Annotated in this window: 20 protein-coding genes and 1 tRNA gene; 12 read left to right on the top strand and 9 right to left on the bottom strand. The window is 62.6% G+C overall.

Annotated features, from left to right (window positions below):
* Positions 1–88: 88 nt before the first annotated feature.
* Both L5876_RS01345 and L5876_RS01340 read right to left on the bottom strand, forming a co-directional pair.
* On the bottom strand, positions 89–547 hold the full coding sequence (locus tag L5876_RS01345; RefSeq protein WP_236954295.1) for an NUDIX domain-containing protein: 459 nt from the start codon (positions 545–547) through the stop codon (positions 89–91).
* A gap of 31 nt (positions 548–578) precedes the next feature.
* Positions 579–1172 (bottom strand): glutathione S-transferase family protein, encoded by a 594-nt coding sequence (locus L5876_RS01340; RefSeq protein WP_236954294.1) that lies wholly within the window; start codon positions 1170–1172, stop codon positions 579–581.
* Positions 1173–1326: 154 nt separating this feature from the next.
* Here L5876_RS01340 and L5876_RS01335 point away from each other — a divergent pair, with 154 nt between their 5' ends.
* On the top strand, positions 1327–1629 hold the full coding sequence (locus L5876_RS01335) for a chorismate mutase (RefSeq protein ID WP_236954293.1): 303 nt from the start codon (positions 1327–1329) through the stop codon (positions 1627–1629).
* Between the two features lie 143 nt (positions 1630–1772).
* Here the strand turns inward: L5876_RS01335 and L5876_RS01330 are convergent, their stop codons facing one another.
* Positions 1773–2114: an Hpt domain-containing protein gene (locus L5876_RS01330; protein WP_236954292.1), complete on the bottom strand. Its 342-nt coding sequence runs from the start codon at positions 2112–2114 to the stop codon at positions 1773–1775.
* 104 nt (positions 2115–2218) lie between these two features.
* On the opposite strand from L5876_RS01330, the gene L5876_RS01325 reads away from it, so the two are divergent.
* The 6 genes from L5876_RS01325 to L5876_RS01300 all read left to right on the top strand — a co-directional run bounded on the left by L5876_RS01325 (position 2219) and on the right by L5876_RS01300 (position 7973).
* On the top strand, positions 2219–3418 hold the full coding sequence (locus L5876_RS01325) for a cupin domain-containing protein (RefSeq protein ID WP_236954291.1): 1200 nt from the start codon (positions 2219–2221) through the stop codon (positions 3416–3418).
* 95 nt (positions 3419–3513) lie between these two features.
* Positions 3514–3589, top strand: a tRNA-Lys gene (locus L5876_RS01320).
* An 863-nt stretch (positions 3590–4452) separates the two neighbouring features.
* Positions 4453–5250, top strand: coding sequence for a DUF3800 domain-containing protein (locus L5876_RS01315; RefSeq protein ID WP_236954290.1), 798 nt, complete (start codon positions 4453–4455; stop codon positions 5248–5250).
* A 588-nt stretch (positions 5251–5838) separates the two neighbouring features.
* Positions 5839–6372, top strand: a complete 534-nt coding sequence (gene ppa, locus L5876_RS01310) for an inorganic diphosphatase (protein WP_236954289.1) — start codon at positions 5839–5841, stop codon at positions 6370–6372.
* A gap of 87 nt (positions 6373–6459) precedes the next feature.
* Positions 6460–7494 carry a lyase gene (locus L5876_RS01305; protein ID WP_236954288.1) on the top strand — a complete coding sequence of 345 codons (1035 nt, stop codon included), beginning with the start codon at positions 6460–6462 and terminating at the stop codon, positions 7492–7494.
* 2 nt (positions 7495–7496) lie between these two features.
* Complete coding sequence (locus L5876_RS01300) at positions 7497–7973, top strand: choice-of-anchor V domain-containing protein (RefSeq protein ID WP_236954287.1); 477 nt, start codon at positions 7497–7499, stop codon at positions 7971–7973.
* Here L5876_RS01300 and L5876_RS01295 read toward each other — a convergent pair.
* Complete coding sequence (locus L5876_RS01295) at positions 7970–8332, bottom strand: hypothetical protein (protein ID WP_236954286.1); 363 nt, start codon at positions 8330–8332, stop codon at positions 7970–7972. The two genes, L5876_RS01300 and L5876_RS01295, sit on opposite strands and share 4 nt — an antisense overlap.
* 170 nt (positions 8333–8502) lie before the next feature.
* Here L5876_RS01295 and L5876_RS01290 point away from each other — a divergent pair, with 170 nt between their 5' ends.
* The gene (locus L5876_RS01290) at positions 8503–9432 is read left to right on the top strand and encodes a branched-chain amino acid transaminase (RefSeq protein ID WP_236954285.1); all 930 of its coding nucleotides are present in this window, start codon (positions 8503–8505) and stop codon (positions 9430–9432) included.
* Positions 9433–9464: 32 nt separating this feature from the next.
* Positions 9465–9920 (top strand): MaoC family dehydratase, encoded by a 456-nt coding sequence (locus tag L5876_RS01285; RefSeq protein WP_236954284.1) that lies wholly within the window; start codon positions 9465–9467, stop codon positions 9918–9920.
* Positions 9921–9963: 43 nt separating this feature from the next.
* Here L5876_RS01285 and L5876_RS01280 read toward each other — a convergent pair whose 3' ends face one another.
* From L5876_RS01280 to hppD, 4 genes are read right to left on the bottom strand one after another with little or no spacing between them, the layout of a single operon-like run.
* A complete protein-coding gene (locus tag L5876_RS01280) occupies positions 9964–11508 on the bottom strand; it encodes a hypothetical protein (protein ID WP_236954283.1) in 1545 nt (514 codons plus the stop codon).
* 42 nt (positions 11509–11550) lie between these two features.
* A complete protein-coding gene (locus L5876_RS01275; RefSeq protein ID WP_236954282.1) occupies positions 11551–12036 on the bottom strand; it encodes a winged helix DNA-binding protein in 486 nt (161 codons plus the stop codon).
* Positions 12033–12542 (bottom strand): MarR family winged helix-turn-helix transcriptional regulator, encoded by a 510-nt coding sequence (locus L5876_RS01270; protein WP_236954281.1) that lies wholly within the window; start codon positions 12540–12542, stop codon positions 12033–12035. Before L5876_RS01270 ends, L5876_RS01275 begins: the two co-directional genes overlap by 4 nt.
* Before the next feature lie 5 nt (positions 12543–12547).
* Positions 12548–13609, bottom strand: coding sequence for a 4-hydroxyphenylpyruvate dioxygenase (gene hppD / locus L5876_RS01265; RefSeq protein WP_236954280.1), 1062 nt, complete (start codon positions 13607–13609; stop codon positions 12548–12550).
* Between the two features lie 155 nt (positions 13610–13764).
* On the opposite strand from hppD, the gene L5876_RS01260 reads away from it, so the two are divergent.
* Both L5876_RS01260 and maiA read left to right on the top strand, forming a co-directional pair.
* Positions 13765–14454 (top strand): fumarylacetoacetate hydrolase family protein, encoded by a 690-nt coding sequence (locus L5876_RS01260; protein ID WP_236954279.1) that lies wholly within the window; start codon positions 13765–13767, stop codon positions 14452–14454.
* Entirely contained in the window at positions 14451–15107 is a 657-nt protein-coding gene (gene maiA, locus L5876_RS01255) for a maleylacetoacetate isomerase (RefSeq protein WP_236954278.1), read from the top strand. The genes L5876_RS01260 and maiA overlap by 4 nt, the downstream gene beginning before the upstream one ends.
* Positions 15108–15140: 33 nt before the next feature.
* On the opposite strand, the gene L5876_RS01250 is transcribed toward maiA, so the two are convergent.
* A complete protein-coding gene (locus L5876_RS01250; protein WP_236954277.1) occupies positions 15141–16361 on the bottom strand; it encodes a DUF418 domain-containing protein in 1221 nt (406 codons plus the stop codon).
* 154 nt (positions 16362–16515) lie between these two features.
* Between L5876_RS01250 and L5876_RS01245 the strand changes: the two genes are divergently transcribed.
* On the top strand, positions 16516–16761 hold the full coding sequence (locus L5876_RS01245; RefSeq protein WP_236954276.1) for a hypothetical protein: 246 nt from the start codon (positions 16516–16518) through the stop codon (positions 16759–16761).
* Positions 16762–16776 lie beyond the last annotated feature (15 nt).

The raw sequence follows: 16776 nt of genomic DNA, 5'->3' as shown, positions 1-16776 counted from the left end.
TAGGGGAAGGTCTGGAGTGCCGCCAAGCAAAAGGATTGCGGCGCCCGGCGATACCGGAAAAAATTGCGTCTATTGAAGGATTTGAACGTCAGTCCGCGCGCATCCACAGCATGACGGCCAGCGCCGCCGCCTCATCACGCAGTTCGACGATGGCGTCATCCGGCGAAAGCCAGACCGCTTCATGGTCCGGCTCCATCTCCCGGTCTGCCCGGCCGGTCTCCTCAACCTCGTAATAGGCCGAATGATTGAGGCGCGGCTTGTCCTTCGCCGTCACGAGATATTGCCGCGTCCGAACCAGAAGACGAACCGGCCGGCAGGTTCGCCCGGTTTCTTCCTGGAATTCACGGATCAGCGCGCCTGTCTCGGTCTCGCCAGTCTCGATCTTGCCGCCCGGCAGGTCGGTCCAGGTCTGACCCGCGCGGGTGACCTTCACGCACAATATCTGGCCGTCAGGCCGGGACGCGATGCCAAAGGCGCAGGGGCGCTTGGCATATTTGAGGCCGGGTTTCGGGACGCCAAAAGTGGGGATAACGGTCCGGGCGGGCATGGTCCTACACCTGTGTCCCGGCTGGCCGGTTTCAACCCGCTGCGAGATCCCGCTCCACCCGATGGAGCCAGGACCGCACCGCCGGGAAATCGTCGAGATCGAAACCGCCCTCGTCCGCGACATGCGTGTAGGCATAGAGCGCGATATCGGCGAGCGTCAGCTGGTCCGTGACGAAGTAATCCCGCGCAACCAGCCGAAGTTCCATCACGCCGAGCGCGCGGCGGCCCTTGTTCATCAGGAAGGGGTCAATCTCGTCCTCGCGCTTGTTCAGGAAGGCCTTCTGGAAGCGGCGCACGGCGATGGCCGGTTCGTGGCTGTATTGCTCCCAGAACAGCCATTCCATCATTTTGGCGCGGTCGAAGGCGTCCTCGGGGATCAGGTCGGAACCTTCGGCGAGAAAGAGCATGATCGCAGCGGACTGGGCGAGGATGCGCCCATCCTCGCGCACCAGACAGGGCACCTGGCCGGCCGGATTAATCGAAAGAAATTCCTCTGTCCGCGTGAAACCCGACGTGACGTCGACCTCGCGCCAGTCGAAAGCGACGCCGAGCCGTTCGGCCACCCAGCGGACCTTCCAGCAATTGCCGCTGCGGGAGTCGCCATAGATCGTCACCGGTGCCGTCATGCCCGTCTCTCCCGTGAATCGCGTCGGGATCAGTCTAGGCCCCTGAACCGGCAATCCCAAGATGGCGCAGGGTGCGGCAGCTCGTCCTTGGGCGAAGCCGCCCGGCACGCCTATAAGACACCACCCGAGTCACATTGCCGGAGATCGAACCGACATGCCTGTAGCGCCCGAAGACTGCCAGACCATGGCCGAGGTCCGCGACGGGGTCGATGCACTCGACCGCCAGCTGGTTGCCCTGATCGCCGAACGCGCGCGCTACATGGAAGCCGCCGCGCGGATCAAGCCGGGGCGCGACACGGTGCGCGACGACTGGCGGGTCAATGACGTGCTGACGAAGGTGACGGCGGAGGCGGAGAAGACCGGCCTGCCCGTCTCGATCGCGCAGCCGGTGTGGCGCGAACTGGTCGAACGCTCGATCCAGTATGAGTTCGAGGTATGGGACCGGACGCGGGTGTGAGGATTCTTAGTCACTTTTTCTCCCCCCGCTTGCGGGGGGAGTGGCCCGAAGGGCCGAGGGGGGCACTATCCCCCCTCCGTCAGCTGCGCTGACACCTCCCCCGTAAACGGGGGAGGAAATACGTAGCCTGCAGGAACAAACGTTCAGCCCAATACCCGCTCGATCTCCGCGAAGGCGCGGTTCGCGGCCGCGCGAAGGTCGGCGACCGCCATGGGCCAGCTGGCCTGCGTCGCGTCCTCGGCGCGCTGACAGGCTTCAGCCAGCTCGAATGCGCCCACGCCGCGCGACGCCCCTTTCAGGGTATGCGCCGCGGCGCCCCAGGCATTGCCGTCCGCCGCGGCCTGCATCGCATTGAGGCAGCGCTCGGCCTGCTCCTTCAGAAGCCCGAACAACTCCGCCTCCAGCGCGGCATCGCCGGACGTGTATTGCGCCAGATGTTCGCGGTCGAAGACCGGGGCCGAACCGGTGTGCAGAAGTGTTTCCATCCAGGAAGGATAGCGCGCGGAGCGTTACGGTTTTCCTACGAGGCGCGCCGGGGCGGCATCCGGCCGCGCTTGCCGCCCGCCCGGGGCGTGGTAAGCCTTCGCGCATGACGACGTTTGCCGACCTCATCGCGCCCTTCAGCGAGGCCGAGTTCTTCGCCGAGTATTACGGCAAGAAACCGCTGCACATTCAGCGGCCGGAGGCGGACGTGTCCGGCATTCTGAGCTGGGACAGCTTCAACGACGCGCTGGAGCAGGCGCCGTTCTGGACCGACCAGTCGCTGCGGATCGCGTTCAACAACCACCCCGCCCCGCCTGAGAGTTTCTGCACGCCGGTCGAGACGCTGGAAGGTCACACGATCAACCGCGCCGACCCGGCGCGGGTGAAGGCGCTCGTCGGCGTCGGTGCGACCCTCGTCGCCAACCGGATCCACGAAGTCAGCCCCGGCGTGCGCCGCGCCGCCAAGGCGATCCAGGAACGGACCCAGGCGGCAATCGCGGCCAATGTCTATTGCAGCTTCAAGGGCGTTCAGGCCTTCCAGAGCCATTACGACATTCACGACGTCTTCGTGGTGCAGGTCGAGGGCGAGAAGACGTGGAATATCTGGACCGGCCGCGAGGACCGCCCGGTCAGCCATGTGGGCCCGGGCGAGGCCGGCGCGGCCTATCTGATGCGCCAGCGCGGCGCGCTGATGTGGCAGATCCGGATGAGGCCGGGCGATGTGCTCTACCTGCCGCGCGGCCAGTATCACGATGCGCTGGCCGAGGATGGCGCGACGCTGCACGTCACCTTCTCGATCAGCCCGCTGACCGGTTTCGTCCTGTTCGACATGCTGAAGGAAGAGGCGCGCCATGACGCGCTGTTCCGCGACTACATCCCGAGCCATGACGTCGACAATGGCGGCGCGATGCGCGCCCACCTCGAACGCCTCGCCGACCGCATCCGCGAGATCGCAGCCTCGCCGCTGATCGCCGAGGAGATCGCCGGCAAGCAGCGCGAGAAGCGGATCGGGCTTGCCGAATACGGCCTGCCGGAAACCCGCCCGCCGCACTTCTATGCGGTGGCCGGGATCGCCTGCGAGATGTCGCGGCGAGACGCGGGCTATGTGCTTGTCGGTCCCGGCGGCGATATCGCGCTCGGGGCGGCGCACCGCGCGGTCGACTGGCTCCTCCGCCAGCGGCAATTCTCGGAAGAGGAATTGATCGCCCGCTTCCCGCAGGCCGCGCCGGACCATCTGCGCCAGCTGCTCGGGACGCTGGAAAGCCGGGGTTATGTCGAGCGCGCCGCCCTGCCCGGACGTGCATGACGGATTTGCATCAGCCCCCTTGCGCTTCGCCCATTTCCGCGTATTTTCCGCGCCCTTCCCGCCAGTCCTCCGGACCGGCCTGAGGGAAGACCGGCGCGCCTATAGCTCAGTTGGTAGAGCAGCTGACTCTTAATCAGCGGGTCCAAGGTTCGAATCCTTGTGGGCGCACCAATTTTCTCCTTTATTTTCAATTGATTATGAGCGCGCATACTTGCTTCGCATGTGAAGCTTGCACGCATAATGCGCGCAATACACAATATGTAGTGTTGCTCTCTATGAAGTATACAATATATACTTAGTTCCGACGCTTCCTCGTTGGATGGAGGCGCTGATTCATCGTGAGCAACCCCGGAAAGGTCAATCCGGGCCGCTGGCTATAGGACGTTAGATCGGAAGGAAATGGCGTGGATCGCGAGCAACTTGCACATGAGTTGCGTGGCTCAGAAATGGACCGCTATTTTCAAACTCAGCGTAGCGATGGCGATTTAGCGCTAAGGCTAGGCGCTCTTTATAGCACAACCATCGTTTTAATATCTGGCCGGGGGAATGACCGCAATAATCGGCATATATTCCGAACAAATCAATCTTATTCCAAATGAACTAATATATTCGTTCCTTGGCTTCTCGATTAGTTTGTTACTTATTATTTTATCTATCGGATTTGGGTACATCGGCATTTCAGCGCGTATTCGAGGTCGCGTTTTGAAATGGCGCGATGATAAAGATTATTCTTATTTATACTATCAGTATGAGGACCCCCTTTGGGTTAAAGTCGACTATACGACTACAATTATTGGAATTGCATCTGGGTTTTTAAGTGGCGCGTCTCTTTTAGTATCTCTTGTATTGCCTATTCTGTATATGTTCGAGCTTCAATAATATAATCGAAAATAGTATATCGAAGAAACTTCGATAGCTTGAGAGCCATTCTGGGCTTGTCTCTAGCGCGACTTCGACCTTAGACCTCAAGCCGTCCTGAAGTAGCAAGCCCTTGCGTATCTTGGAGAATTCAAGTCCCCTTGGGGACCATGACAATGCATTTCACCGCATATATCGACGAAGCGGGTTGCGATGGCTTTTCCCGGTTGGCAACTGGCGAGCCGACCGGCCAATCACAATGGCTCGTACTCGGGGCGCTCATCGTAGATCATGACGTTGACCTCACGTTACCTGAGCGCAGAGATCAGATCCGTGCACTCTTTCCCGCGCGCCGGAAGCTAGATATCCACTATCGCGAACTAAAAGACGGTCAGAAATTAGCGGCATGCCAAGCGCTGGTCGATATTCCTGCGGAATACTGTTTCACGCTTTCAAACAAGGCTACGATTCCTGGCTCTCGGTTTGAAACGGTCTTTGCGCAAAAGGGCTACCTATATAATTACCTTGTAAGGTGGCTCCTTGAGCGCGTGACCTCACACTGCTCGACTCTCGCTGGAAACCAAAACGCATCGCTTAAAGTCGTTTTTTCGCGTCGCTCGGGAATGAACTACCAAGCGATGCGCGATTACCTGCTACTGATGCGGGACGGTCGTGAGGTTATCAGGCCGGTGAGATCGATAAATTGGGAAGTGTTAGATATCGACACGATCGCGGTGGAAAATCATTCAAAATGGGCGGGTCTTCAGCTTGCCGATTGCGCGACCAGCGCCGTTTTTCAAGCGTTCGAACCGGACAATTATGGAAATTGCCATCCTCGCTGTGCGGAGACGCTAAGGCCTCGGCTAATTCGCCGTAACAAAAGCGCTCTAAATTACGGGATGACGCTGGTGCCATCAGCGACCGCAAGTCGCCTTACCGACACGCAACAGCGATTCTACGAAGGTTGCCTCTAATAGATCGGCAGGCCCCCGGCTCCTGAATCACGTTCACAAGAACGCTGCTACCCGAAAGTAACTCGGAGTTTTTCCGGCGCTTGCCTGCCGATTAGACATTAGCGGGCGCGGAACAAATCGTCAACGATTTTCTAAAGCCGCCGAACCCATCCGGTTTCGGTTCAAGTGGGAATGCGCGCATTGATGACGCCGGATGTGCGCGCATTATGCGCGCAAAATTGGGACTATTGAGACTGTATTGTAATATTGCGCAGCTAAGCGATAGTGATGCGACACATTGGGAAGCATAGTACATGTGGGGTAAAAACTCTTAATCAGCGGGTCCAAGGTTCGAATCCTTGTGGGCGCACCATTTTCTTTGATCCTCTCTCACTCCGTTCGTTCGGGCGCGCCGACGGCCCCCTCACCAAGCCGCACCGCCCGAAACCGGCGCTGGATTGCCAGAGTTGGTTACTCGCGCTTGCGGACCTGAAGGTCCGGAGCGCTAGCTGGACGACCGCCCCCCCACCGCCCTCGCTGATTGCCAATCCGGCCTGCATCGCCTATGCCGCGCGCGCTTCCCCGAAACGCGCATGCAGGACAGATACGATGAACCTCTCCGCCATTCCCGCCGGTCTCAACCCGCCCGACGATTTCTACATGATCGTGGAAGTGCCGCTCGGCGGCGACCCGGTGAAGTACGAGATGGAGAAGGCCTCCGGCGCGGTCTTCGTCGACCGCTTCCTGCACACGCCGATGCGCTATCCGTGCAATTACGGCTTCATCCCGCACACGCTGTCGGATGATGGCGACCCGATCGACGTCCTGTGCCTGGGCCAGACCCAGCTGATCCCGGGATGCGTCGTGCGCGCCCGCCCGATCGGCGTACTGATGATGGAAGACGAGAGCGGGCTGGACGAGAAGATCCTGGCCGCGCCGCACAAGGCGCTGACGCCCTATTACGACCAGATCACCGACCACACCGACATCCTGCCGGCGCAGCTGGCGCGGATCACCCATTTCTTCGAGCACTACAAGGATCTCGAACCCGGCAAGTGGGTGAAGGTGAAGGGCTGGGAAGGCGCGGACAAGGCCCGCGAACTGATCCAGAAGGCGATCGAGGCAGCGAAGACGGGCGGCTAGTCCGTCATCTTCCCGGTTCCAGTTGGGAACAAGGCCCCGCCGCGCTAGGTTCTCCTTGAGAACCGACACGCCAAAGGGAGTAACCCCATGCGCCTTGCCGTTTCCGCCTTTGCCCTCACCGCCTTCCTCGCCCCCGCCTGTCTGACTTCGGGCGCGCTCGCGCAGGATTTCTCGAGCGAGCCCGCCGAGGGCCAGATCCTGATCGAAGAATGGACGGTCCCCTACCCCGATACGCGTCCGCGCGACCCGTTTACCGCCGATGGCGAGACCGTGTGGTTCGTCGGCCAGCGCGGCGACTATCTCGCCTCGCTGGACACGGCGACGGGCGCGTTCGAACAGGTCGCGCTCAATGAGGGCGACGGGCCGCATAACCAGATCGTCGGCCCCGACGGAATGGTCTGGATCGCGGGCAACCGCGCTGCCTATATCGGCCGCTATGACCCGGAAACGGGCCAGATGCTGCGCATCGACATGCCCGACGGGCATCCGCGCGACCCGCACACGCTGATCTTCAACAATGACGGGACGGCGCTGTGGTTTTCCGCGCAAGGCGCCAACACGATCGGCCGGCTGATCCCCGGCGAGTGGGCCGTCGATATCGTCGAGGTTCCGACCGAAAGTGCCCGCCCCTATGGCGTGACCGTCACGCCGGACGGCATGGTCTGGGTCGCCCTCCTGGGGACGAACAAGCTGGCCATGGTGGACCCCGAAACGCTGCAACTGACCGAGATCGTGCTGCCGCGCGAAACGGCGCGCCCGCGGCGTATCGGCCACACCAGCGACGGACGGGTCTGGTATGTCGACTATGCCGACGGCTTCGTCGGCGTGTTCGACCCGGCGACCAACGCAGTCGAGGAATGGGCGGCGCCGGCCGGTGCAGAAAGCGGCCCCTATGCCATGGCCGTCGACGGTCAGGACCGGATCTGGTTCGTCGAAACCGGCGTGGAGCCCAACAATTTCGTCGGCTTCGACCCGGCGAGCGAGGAGTTTTTCTCGCAGACGCCGGTTCCCTCCGGCGGCGGCACGGTGCGCCACATGCAATATTACGCCCCTGACGGCGTGATCTGGTTCGGCGCCGACACCAACACGATCGGCCGCGCCGTCGTGGAGCCGCAGGAATAGGCATGCGCGCGCTGGCCGCGATGCTTCTGGCGGCGGGGTTTCCTGCCGCCAGCCTCGCCTATCCCGACGGTCCGCCCTGGGGGCATGCCGGCGTGGAGGGCGGTGAGGACTGCACCGCCTGCCATTTCCAGTATGACGCGGTGACGCAGTCCGAGCGGCTCGAACTGGACGGATTACCCGCCCGCTATGAGGCCGGTCAGCGCTATGAGCTGACGGTTCGCGTCAATGACAGTGGGGAGGCGAACGGGTTCGAACTTGCTGCGACCTGCGGGATGTTCGAGCCTGCCGGCCCGGGCACGGACGTGAACGGGGCTGCAGCCCATTCGGTGGCGACCGGGTCGGCATGGCAGGTGATCTGGCATGCGCCCGAGACCGCCGGCACGCCGGTCCGTTTCTGGCTGGCGGTCAACACGGCGAATGGCGACGAAAGCGAATTCGGCGACCGTATCCACCTGAAGAACTGGGAGATACCGGGCTAGGCGGCGATCCAGCGCCGCGCCTCGACCGGGCATCGGAACAGTTCGACCTCGACATGTTCCGCCGTCAGATAGTCGTGCGCGAAATCGCCATGCGAGCGTGCGCCCTCCGGAATGACGAGGGCCATACGCAGATCGCCCTGCGTGGCGGTCAGCAACTGGTCGAGGATGAAGGTCATGTCCGCGATCGACACCTGTACCCGGGCCGACGCCACATCGACCAGAAGTCGCTGGCAATCGTTCGCGGCGAGCTCGCCGGTGATCTTGCGGATCGCGTCGCGCATGCTGTCGCGGGTCACGGCATTTTCGGAACAGGAGATGACGGCCCCGAGCGTGGGGTCGAACTCGATCTTGGCGGCCATACGAACACTTGGGGGGCAGCTTCGTCAGGGAGGGTGCGTCTAAGGCGCTGCGCGGGGGCGCGGCAACCGCGCCAACTGTCATTCCTGATAAGTGGTTCAGTCATCAACTGCATTGACCGCGCCCACGGGTGCGCATTGAATGAAATCACAAGGCGGAGGGGGACCGGCGCATGACCAAGCGGGCCGACTGGATCTGGATGGACGGCGCGCTGAAGCGCTGGGAGGACGCGACGGTCCATGTCATGTCGCACGCCCTGCATTACGGCTCGTCCGTGTTCGAGGGCATTCGCGTCTATGACACGCCGGACGGCCCCGCCGTCTTCCGGCTGATGGACCATGTGAAACGGCTCTTCACCTCGGCCAGGGTCTACCGCATCGGCATCGAACACACACCGCAAGCGGTGTTCGACGCCTGTGTCGAGACATCGAGCGCGAACCGGCTGAAAGCCGGCTACATCCGCCCCCTCGCCTTCCGCGGTGCGGGACCGATCGGGGTTTCGGCGATGGACACACCGATCCACACCATGGTCGCGGCCTTCCCCTGGGGGGCGTATCTCGGTGAGGACGGGCTGAAGAACGGCGTCGATGTGTGCGTTTCATCCTGGCGGCGTCTGGCGCCGGGCACGGTGCCGCCGGGCATCAAGGCGGGGGGCAATTACCTGTCCTCGATGCTGATCACCTACGAGGCCAAGGATCGCGGATTCCATGAAGGGATCGGGCTCGGCACGGACGGCCTGCTGTCCGAGGGCGCGGGGGAAAACCTGTTCCTCGTTCAGGACGGGGTGATCTATACGCCGCCCTCCTCGGCCTCGATCCTGAAAGGGATTACGCGGGCGACCGCGATCACGCTGGCGGGCCGGCTCGGTTACAAGGTCATCGAGCAGACCCTGCCGCGCGAAGCGCTCTATTCTGCCGAGGAAGCCTTCTTCACCGGTACGGCGGCGGAGATCACGCCGATCCGCAGCGTCGACGGCATGGCCGTGGGCAATGGCGACCGTCCCGTGACCCGCGCGATCCAGGACGCCTTCTTCGGGATTTTCAGCGGAAAAACCGAACCGGAGCCGGGCTGGCTGACCCCGGTTCCCGCGCCCAAGGATTGACGCAGCGCAACAAAGCGGCGCAGGTATTAGAAATGACGGATATCTCGGATTATCGCGCTAAGGTCGGCGAGACCTTCACTTCCGACTGGCTCCTGATCGAACAGGACCGGGTCAATGCGTTTGCGGACATCACGAACGACCACAACTTCATCCATCTCGATGCCGAGCGGACGAAGAAGGAAACGCATTTTCCGGGAACGATCGCGCACGGCTTCCTGAGCCTGTCATTGCTTTCGCATTTCGCGGCCGAGGCGCTGCCGCCCTTCCCGTCGAACACGGTGGGCGTGAATTACGGCCTCAACTCGCTGCGTTTCGCTTCACCCGTGCCGGTGGGTTCGCGCATCCGCGCCGCCTTTAAGCTGGACTCGTTCGAGGAGCGCAAACCCGGCCAGTTCCTGCTGACCTTCGACGTGAAGATCGAGATCGAGAATTCATCGCGCCCCGCGCTGCGCGCGGAATGGCTGTCGATGATGCTGGCGCAGGCCTGATCGTCTATCGCCTGCTCTCGCCCCCGGCGAGCAGGGCATCAACCTAGCGGCCGATCAGCGAGCCGGAGACGACCACCGCTCCGCCGTCGAAACCCAGCGAACGTGTCAAGCGTTCGACCGAACCCGTTTCCACATCGGCCCGAAACAGTTCGATATCGCCCTCGATCATTCCGTTGAAGACAACCGACGCACCATCCGCCGTCCAGGCGGGGGCAAGATCAATCCCCTCACGTCGGATCACCTGCCGGATACGACCTGTATCGCTGTCCGCAATGACGATCTCGGTGTCGCCATCGATCGTCGCGTCAAAGGCAATGCGGCCGCCGTCAGGTGACCATGCCGGGTGACCCGCTTGAACAAAATCGCTCGTGAGCTGTTCGAAATCCGGCTGTGGGCTGCGCAGATCCAGAACAAATATCCCCCAACCGGCGTCGGTCTGCCGGGCGAAGGCAATCCGCCCCCCGCGCGGCGACCAGACGGGGTAGCGGTTCCGGCCCGTCGACACGATCGGAATCGTGCGCGAGAAGTCTGTCGGCGAAAGGACCAGCGTTTCGCGTCCGTCTTCTTGGGTCGCGGACCATACGATCCAGTTGCCGGCCGGTGACCAGTCCGGAGCGACATCAGCATTGGGCGACGCCGCGATCGGCTGGTCGCCTGTCATAAGGACTGCGTTTTCGCCGTCGACTTCCTGAATGACGATACGACCACCCGCGACATCCGCGCGGACCGAGCCCTGAGGATGGGGGCCGGTCGCGATGCTGATCGTCTCTCGCGAAGACAGATTGATCGCGTAGACGTCGCCATTGCCCGTGCGTTCGCTGGTAAAGACCGCCCACTCGTTTCGAGGGTCCGTTGTCAGGTGTTCGGTCGTGGAGACATAGCCGTTTCGCAAGTCCCAGCGGAGTTCGCGCAATCGCGACGGTGCGGGATAGACCGCGGCAAAGTGAAGCCCGGAGATCTCCCCGCGGGTTTCCTCAATGCGCAGTCCGGCATGCCCGTCGAGAATCGGGAGATAGCCCGCGTCGGTGGCGAAGCGTTCAATGTTCTCGCCAAGCACCGGAGCGAACTCAGCCGGCAAGGGAGGCGTGGGGGCGCCTGCGGGCGAGCGGCGTATGACGTTGTAGGGAGCGATCCAGGACCGTCCGCCATCATAGGACCGGTCCATTGTGAATTCATCTCCGCTGGTGCCGGGCACCGGAATTGTCGTCGAACGTTCGAGAAACTCGCCGGTGAGGTCGTAACCGCCACCGAACTGGGTCTCCGTTGTCCCGTGCCGAACGCCGCGCAGATATGTGAAGCCCTCGTCACCGGTCATGACCCAGAGGGTCTGCGATGTGACACCCTCGCTGGATGCGACGACAAAGCTCGCGCCGCGGGCGATGATGTCACCGGCCGGTGAGAAGGCGCGAAACTCCTCCATGACAACACGGCCCTCCGCGAGACAGTAGCGCTGCAACTCTGCCGGCGTCGCCGTACCCTGCCCGCTTGCGTCCACATCGATATTCTCGATTTGCCATTCACCCGGGACGCACCGTGCCGGATCGGGAGACTGAAAGAGCAGGGTGGCAGCGAATGCGAGCGTGATCATGGCGTCCTCCGGTTTGGGAAGGTCGCTATATACTAAAACTTTTTACTTTTTTGAATCACGGTCCCGTGAGGCGGCACGCGCATAGCGGGCAAGCGCGTCTTCCCGGTCAAGGGCGCGCTCGAAGGCCATGATCGCCTTATAGAGGTCGTGCCCGGTCTCGGCGTAAATCTCCTCGAACGCCGGCAGGCTGACCCGCTCCAGCGACTGAAGGTGCCCGAACTGCTTCAGGCCGGCCGGGGTCAGTCGGACGATTTTCCGACGGCGATCGTCCGGATCGGTTCCGAATTCGACCACGCCAAGCTTTTCGAGATGCGTCAGATATTGCCCGACCAGTTGGGGCGAAAGGCTCGTCTCATTGGCGATCCGGGAGCCGGTCGTGGCGCCGGAGCGGCCAATACTGGCGACGGTCGAATTCATATAGACCGGCCAGGCGATGCCGCGTTGCTTGAGGTATTCGGCACCGGCCTCGGCAAGCCTGTCGCGCAACCGCGTCATGTGGAGCGCGAGATACGCCGGATCGTCCTTCACGGCTGCTTGCCGCCCTCGGCGAGCAGGGATTCGGCGCGGGCCTGAATCCGGATCAGCAGGGATTTCAGCGTCTCGATTTCATCCGGCGTCATGTCCTCAAGCAGGATCTGCTCGAAGGTCAGGGCGACCGGGGCAACCGTTTCGTAGATCTCCCGGCCCTTTTCGGTCAGGCGGATATGGGTGGAGCGGCCGTCGGTCTTGTGCCGCGTACGCGAGACGAAGCCTTTCTCGTCGAGCCCGCGCACGGCGCGGGAGACGGTCACCTTGTCCATCGCTGTGGCTTCGACCAGTTCCTGGGCGGTTTTCGGCTCGACATTGCCGAGCACGGCGAGAATGCGCCATTCCCACAGCGTGACGTCGAACCGGTCCTGATAGGAGCGCGAGACGAGCGCGCTGGTCCGGTTGGAGGCGACCGACAACCGGTAGGGCAGGTAATCTGCCAGGTCGAGGGCCGGCGCGTCATGCGCGCCGGCCCCGCCCTGCGGTGTCCCCCGCTTCGAGGCCATTGGCCCTATTCGGTTTCCGCCAGAACGCCGCGGCGGATCTGGTCGAGCTCGATGGATTCGAACAGGGCTTTGAAATTGCCCTCGCCGAAGCCTTCATTGCCCTTGCGCTGAATGATCTCGAAGAAGACCGGGCCGATCACGGTGACGGTGAAGATCTGCAACAGCAGGCCCTGACCGTTCTCCGGATCGCCATCGACCAGGATGCGGCGCTTCTTCAGCTCGTCGACCGGTTCGCCATGGTTCGGCACGCGCGCGTCGATCAGCTCGTAATAGGTCTCCGGCGTGTCCTGGAAGACGATGCCGTTCTCGCGCAGCTTGTCGACCGTCTTGTAGATGTCCGGCGTGGTCAGGGCGATGTGCTGGATGCCCTCGCCGTTGTATTCCTTGAGGAATTCCGCGATCTGCGAGGTGTCGTCCTGGCTCTCGTTCAAGGGGATGCGCAGCTTGCCGCACGGGCCGGTCATGGCCTTCGAGAACAGGCCGGTGTGCTTGCCCTTGATGTCGAAATAGCGGATCTCGCGGAAGTTGAAGATGTCCTCGTAGAACTTCGCCCAGACCGCCATCTGGCCCTTGTCGACATTGTGGGTCAGGTGGTCGAGGATCTGCAGGCCGACGCCGCCCTCGTCGGTCTCGCCGGTCGGTTCGAAGTCGTTCTCGTAGATCGACTCTTCGCCATACTTGTCGACGAAATAGAGGACCGAGCCGCCAATCCCCTTGATCGCCGGGATGTGTTCCGGATCGGACCAGATGCCCTCACCGAAGGGCTCGCCGCCCTTCTTCAGGGCTTCTTCGTAGGCGAATTTCGCATCCTTCACCCGGAAGGCCATGGCGTTCGCCGACGGGCCGTGCAGCTTGCCGAATTCTTCGGCCTGGCCGCCCTTTTCGCGGTTCAGCAGGAGGTTGATATCGCCCTGCTTGAAGCGGAGGATGTCCTTCGTCTTGTGCTTCGCGACGCAGGCGAATCCGAGCTGGCGGAACAGGGTTTCGAGGGCTTTCGGATCGGGTCCGGTAAACTCGACAAACTCGAAGCCGTCGGTGCCAAGCGGGTTTTCGAAGGTCTGCGGCATGTCGCGCTCCCATTTTGCTGATGGCCGCCGCGCCGGTCGAACCGGGTCACGCTCTGCGTGGGGCGGGCTTGAGCCCGGTCATGCCGGAAAATAGTATCATTTGCAACTAAATTGTCCGCTCGACGTCAGCCCCCTCACCGCGCTAGGCCAGCATCATGGAACCGATCTTCACCCCGCCCCCGCTTCGTCTTCTGCCCGTGGAAAACATCCAGGACGGCTTTCCCGCCGGCCGGGTCTTCTGCGTCGGACGGAATTATTCAGACCATGTGAAGGAGATGGGCGGCGATCCGGACCGGTTGCAGCCGGTTTTCTTCATGAAGCCCGCAACGGCGCTGGTTTTGCGCGGCAATGACGTGCCCTACCCGGCGCTGACGCAGGATCTTCACCACGAGGTGGAGCTGGTGCTGGCGCTGAAGTCGGGCGGCGCGAATGTGCCGGTGTCCGAAGCGCAGAGCCTGATCTATGGCGCTGCGGTCGGGGTCGACCTCACCCGGCGCGACATCCAGGCAGCGGCCAAGAAGGCAGGGGGGCCGTGGGAAGCGGCCAAGGCGTTCGACGCCTCCGCGCCGATCGGCACGATCCGTCCGGGCATGCCCCCGTCAGAAGGCAAGATCACGTTGTCGGTCAATGGCGAAGCGCGGCAATCGGCAGACCTGAAGGACATGACGCGCGGCTATGCCGAACTTCTGGCCGAGCTCTCGACCCTGTTCACGCTGCAGCCGGGCGATCTCGTTTTCACCGGAACCCCGGCCGGGGTCGCCGCGCTTCATCCGGGAGACCGGGTGGAGGCCCGCGCGGCCGATCTGCCGGAACTGGCCTTCACGGTTACGGAGCGGACACGATGAGCCTGACGCTTTACGGATACTGGCGGTCGAGCGCGAGCTACCGCCTGCGCATTGCGCTCAATCTGAAGGGCGTCGCCTACGACCAGAAGCCGGTCGATCTGAAGGAAGGCGAGCAACGCCGCCCCGAACACCGCGACATCCATCCCCAGGGCTTCGTCCCGGCGCTGGCCGACGATCAGGGCGTGCTGATCCAGTCGCCGGCGATCCTCGAATGGATCGAGGAGACCTGGCCGGACCCGGCTCTGCTGCCGTCCGATCCGCGCGAACGGGCCCGGGTCCGGGCCTATGCGGCCGTGGTCGGCTGCGACATTCACCCGATCCAGAATTTGTCGGTGCTGCAGCACGTGAAGAATGAGTACGGAAAGGACGCCGAAGGCGTTCAGGCCTGGGCGCGGCACTGGATCACGCGCGGCCTGACGGCGCTTGAATCCATGGCGCAGGCCGATGACAGGGGCGGCCCCTATCTGTGGGGTTCAACGCCGACGCTGGCGGACATCTATCTCGTGCCACAGCTCTACAATGCCCGCCGCTTCGGCGTGGACATGGAAGCTTTTCCGGCTCTGGCGAAGGCCGACGAAGCAGCTCGCGCGCACCCGGCCTTCATGGCTGCGGCCCCCGAAGCTCAGCCCGACGCGCCGGAGGACGGGCACTAGGCCCGCCCTCCTGCAGCGTTAGCCTTTTTGGGTCTAGGCCGGCGTCGGTGGCGGCGCGCCACCGGCCGATTTCCGCAGCGGCTGGAACTTCCAGTAGGTCAGCGAGCGCCAGACCCATTCCATCGGACCGAAACGGAAGACCGACAGCCATAGCGTCGAGAAGATCAGCTGGAACACCCAGACCGCGACGACGATCTGGAACTGGCCCACGCGTTCGACCTCGCCGATCATCCCCAGCCCCGGCGGACCGACGAAGATGAAGGTCGCGATCAGCGTGTGGCTGAGATAGTTGGTGAAGGCCATCCGGCCCGCGGCCGCGAAGGGATGCAGAACGAGACGCAGGAGCGGCCCCAGCTTGCACAGCGCCATGACCGTCGCAGCATAGCCAAAGGCGACCAGCAGCGAGGACCCGTAATTGATCATTTCGCCGACCCAAAGGGTGTCGATCGCGAAACCGGTCTCCAGTGCATGGCTTGCCGCATACCAGCTCGCCGGAATGCCGATGCCCAGCGCGACGAGCGCGGCAGCGGCATAGGCGATGAAGCTCCAGCGCAGGGTCAAAAAGCCCCATTTGAACAGCGCCATGCCGAGCATCATGACGCCGGCAACCCGTCCACCAAACATGATCAGACCCGCCGCCTCGCCGATCATGGCGGTGACCATGTTCTCGGGCAGCCTGGCCATGAAGCCGGATTGATAGAGCGCGACGGTCTCCTCGACCATTTCGGGCGTCGGTGTCATCCATTCCTGCAGCGACTCGGGCGGCATGAACTGCATGAGATAGTAATTCGCGAACATCATCAGGCCGGTCAGCGCGATCAGGATGCCGCCGAAGATTGCCAGTCCACGGGCGGACATCCGGCGCGCCAACACGACGAGCATGCCGAAAATGGCGTAGGGGACGAGGATATCGCCCCACCAGAAGACCCAGGCGTGCACAAGGCCGATCGCAAGCAGCCACAGCATGCGCCGATAATGCACGCCGATGTTCGCGTGCTTGTCCTCGCCCAGCATCAGGATGATCCCGGCCCCGAACAGCGCCGAGAAGATCGTGATGAACTTCATGTGGAAGAAGACGTGGCCGAAGAACCAGACGGCAGCGTTCGCACCGGTCATATCCATGTGCGCAGGCGGATATCCGTAGGCCGCGAACACCATGGCAAAGCCCTGGATGTTCATCATGAAGATGCCCAGCACCGCGACGCCGCGAATGGCGTCGATGCTGAAATGGCGGTCGAGTTTGGGTTGAGCCATATGTCCCTCCTGTTCCCCCGAAAGGCATAACCGAAAACATATTCCTTGGAAGCGCAGCTTACGAAGATTTCATCGCCCTTCACCCGGAATTGACTTGAGCCCTGTCCCGCTCCGGCGCATCAATGCAACCGGACGTAATCGAGGGATATTCGCCATGGGCTGGCTGATTGCCCTGATCGAGATCATTGCTGTTGCCGCGCTCGGCCTGTTCGGCGTGCGCATCGAGACCGTCGATGCCTGTGCCGGCGTGCCCGCCGAGACCCGCACGGTGGAATATGTCGAGAATGCCGAAGCCTATCTCTGGGAACAGGCCGCCTATTCGCCGGACATCCCGGCGACCTGTCTGAGCCAGGAAGATGCGCTGCCGGAAGCCGAGCCGGTTTTCCTCATCGAAATCTGACCCGGGCGGTATATC

The organism is Hyphobacterium sp. SN044, from assembly GCF_021864465.1.
Lineage (GTDB): Bacteria > Pseudomonadota > Alphaproteobacteria > Caulobacterales > Maricaulaceae > Hyphobacterium.
Note: the sequence above shows the minus strand (reverse complement) of the source record. Positions and strands in the feature narration are given on the sequence as shown.

Bases quoted from the DNA above. Each gene is read 5' to 3' on its own strand.
- L5876_RS01300 (WP_236954287.1), top strand. From the start codon at position 7,497: ATGCGCGCGCTGGCCGCGATGCTTCTGGCGGCGGGGTTTCCTGCCGCC.
- maiA (WP_236954278.1), top strand. From the start codon at position 14,451: ATGAGCCTGACGCTTTACGGATACTGGCGGTCGAGCGCGAGCTACCGC.
- L5876_RS01315 (WP_236954290.1), top strand. From the start codon at position 4,453: ATGCATTTCACCGCATATATCGACGAAGCGGGTTGCGATGGCTTTTCC.
- ppa (WP_236954289.1), top strand. From the start codon at position 5,839: ATGAACCTCTCCGCCATTCCCGCCGGTCTCAACCCGCCCGACGATTTC.
- L5876_RS01245 (WP_236954276.1), top strand. From the start codon at position 16,516: ATGGGCTGGCTGATTGCCCTGATCGAGATCATTGCTGTTGCCGCGCTC.
- L5876_RS01290 (WP_236954285.1), top strand. From the start codon at position 8,503: ATGACCAAGCGGGCCGACTGGATCTGGATGGACGGCGCGCTGAAGCGC.
- L5876_RS01260 (WP_236954279.1), top strand. From the start codon at position 13,765: ATGGAACCGATCTTCACCCCGCCCCCGCTTCGTCTTCTGCCCGTGGAA.
- L5876_RS01340 (WP_236954294.1), bottom strand. From the start codon at position 1,172: ATGACGGCACCGGTGACGATCTATGGCGACTCCCGCAGCGGCAATTGC.
- L5876_RS01270 (WP_236954281.1), bottom strand. From the start codon at position 12,542: ATGGCCTCGAAGCGGGGGACACCGCAGGGCGGGGCCGGCGCGCATGAC.
- L5876_RS01305 (WP_236954288.1), top strand. From the start codon at position 6,460: ATGCGCCTTGCCGTTTCCGCCTTTGCCCTCACCGCCTTCCTCGCCCCC.
- L5876_RS01250 (WP_236954277.1), bottom strand. From the start codon at position 16,361: ATGGCTCAACCCAAACTCGACCGCCATTTCAGCATCGACGCCATTCGC.
- L5876_RS01280 (WP_236954283.1), bottom strand. From the start codon at position 11,508: ATGATCACGCTCGCATTCGCTGCCACCCTGCTCTTTCAGTCTCCCGAT.
- L5876_RS01295 (WP_236954286.1), bottom strand. From the start codon at position 8,332: ATGGCCGCCAAGATCGAGTTCGACCCCACGCTCGGGGCCGTCATCTCC.
- L5876_RS01345 (WP_236954295.1), bottom strand. From the start codon at position 547: ATGCCCGCCCGGACCGTTATCCCCACTTTTGGCGTCCCGAAACCCGGC.
- L5876_RS01285 (WP_236954284.1), top strand. From the start codon at position 9,465: ATGACGGATATCTCGGATTATCGCGCTAAGGTCGGCGAGACCTTCACT.
- L5876_RS01335 (WP_236954293.1), top strand. From the start codon at position 1,327: ATGCCTGTAGCGCCCGAAGACTGCCAGACCATGGCCGAGGTCCGCGAC.
- L5876_RS01330 (WP_236954292.1), bottom strand. From the start codon at position 2,114: ATGGAAACACTTCTGCACACCGGTTCGGCCCCGGTCTTCGACCGCGAA.
- L5876_RS01325 (WP_236954291.1), top strand. From the start codon at position 2,219: ATGACGACGTTTGCCGACCTCATCGCGCCCTTCAGCGAGGCCGAGTTC.
- hppD (WP_236954280.1), bottom strand. From the start codon at position 13,609: ATGCCGCAGACCTTCGAAAACCCGCTTGGCACCGACGGCTTCGAGTTT.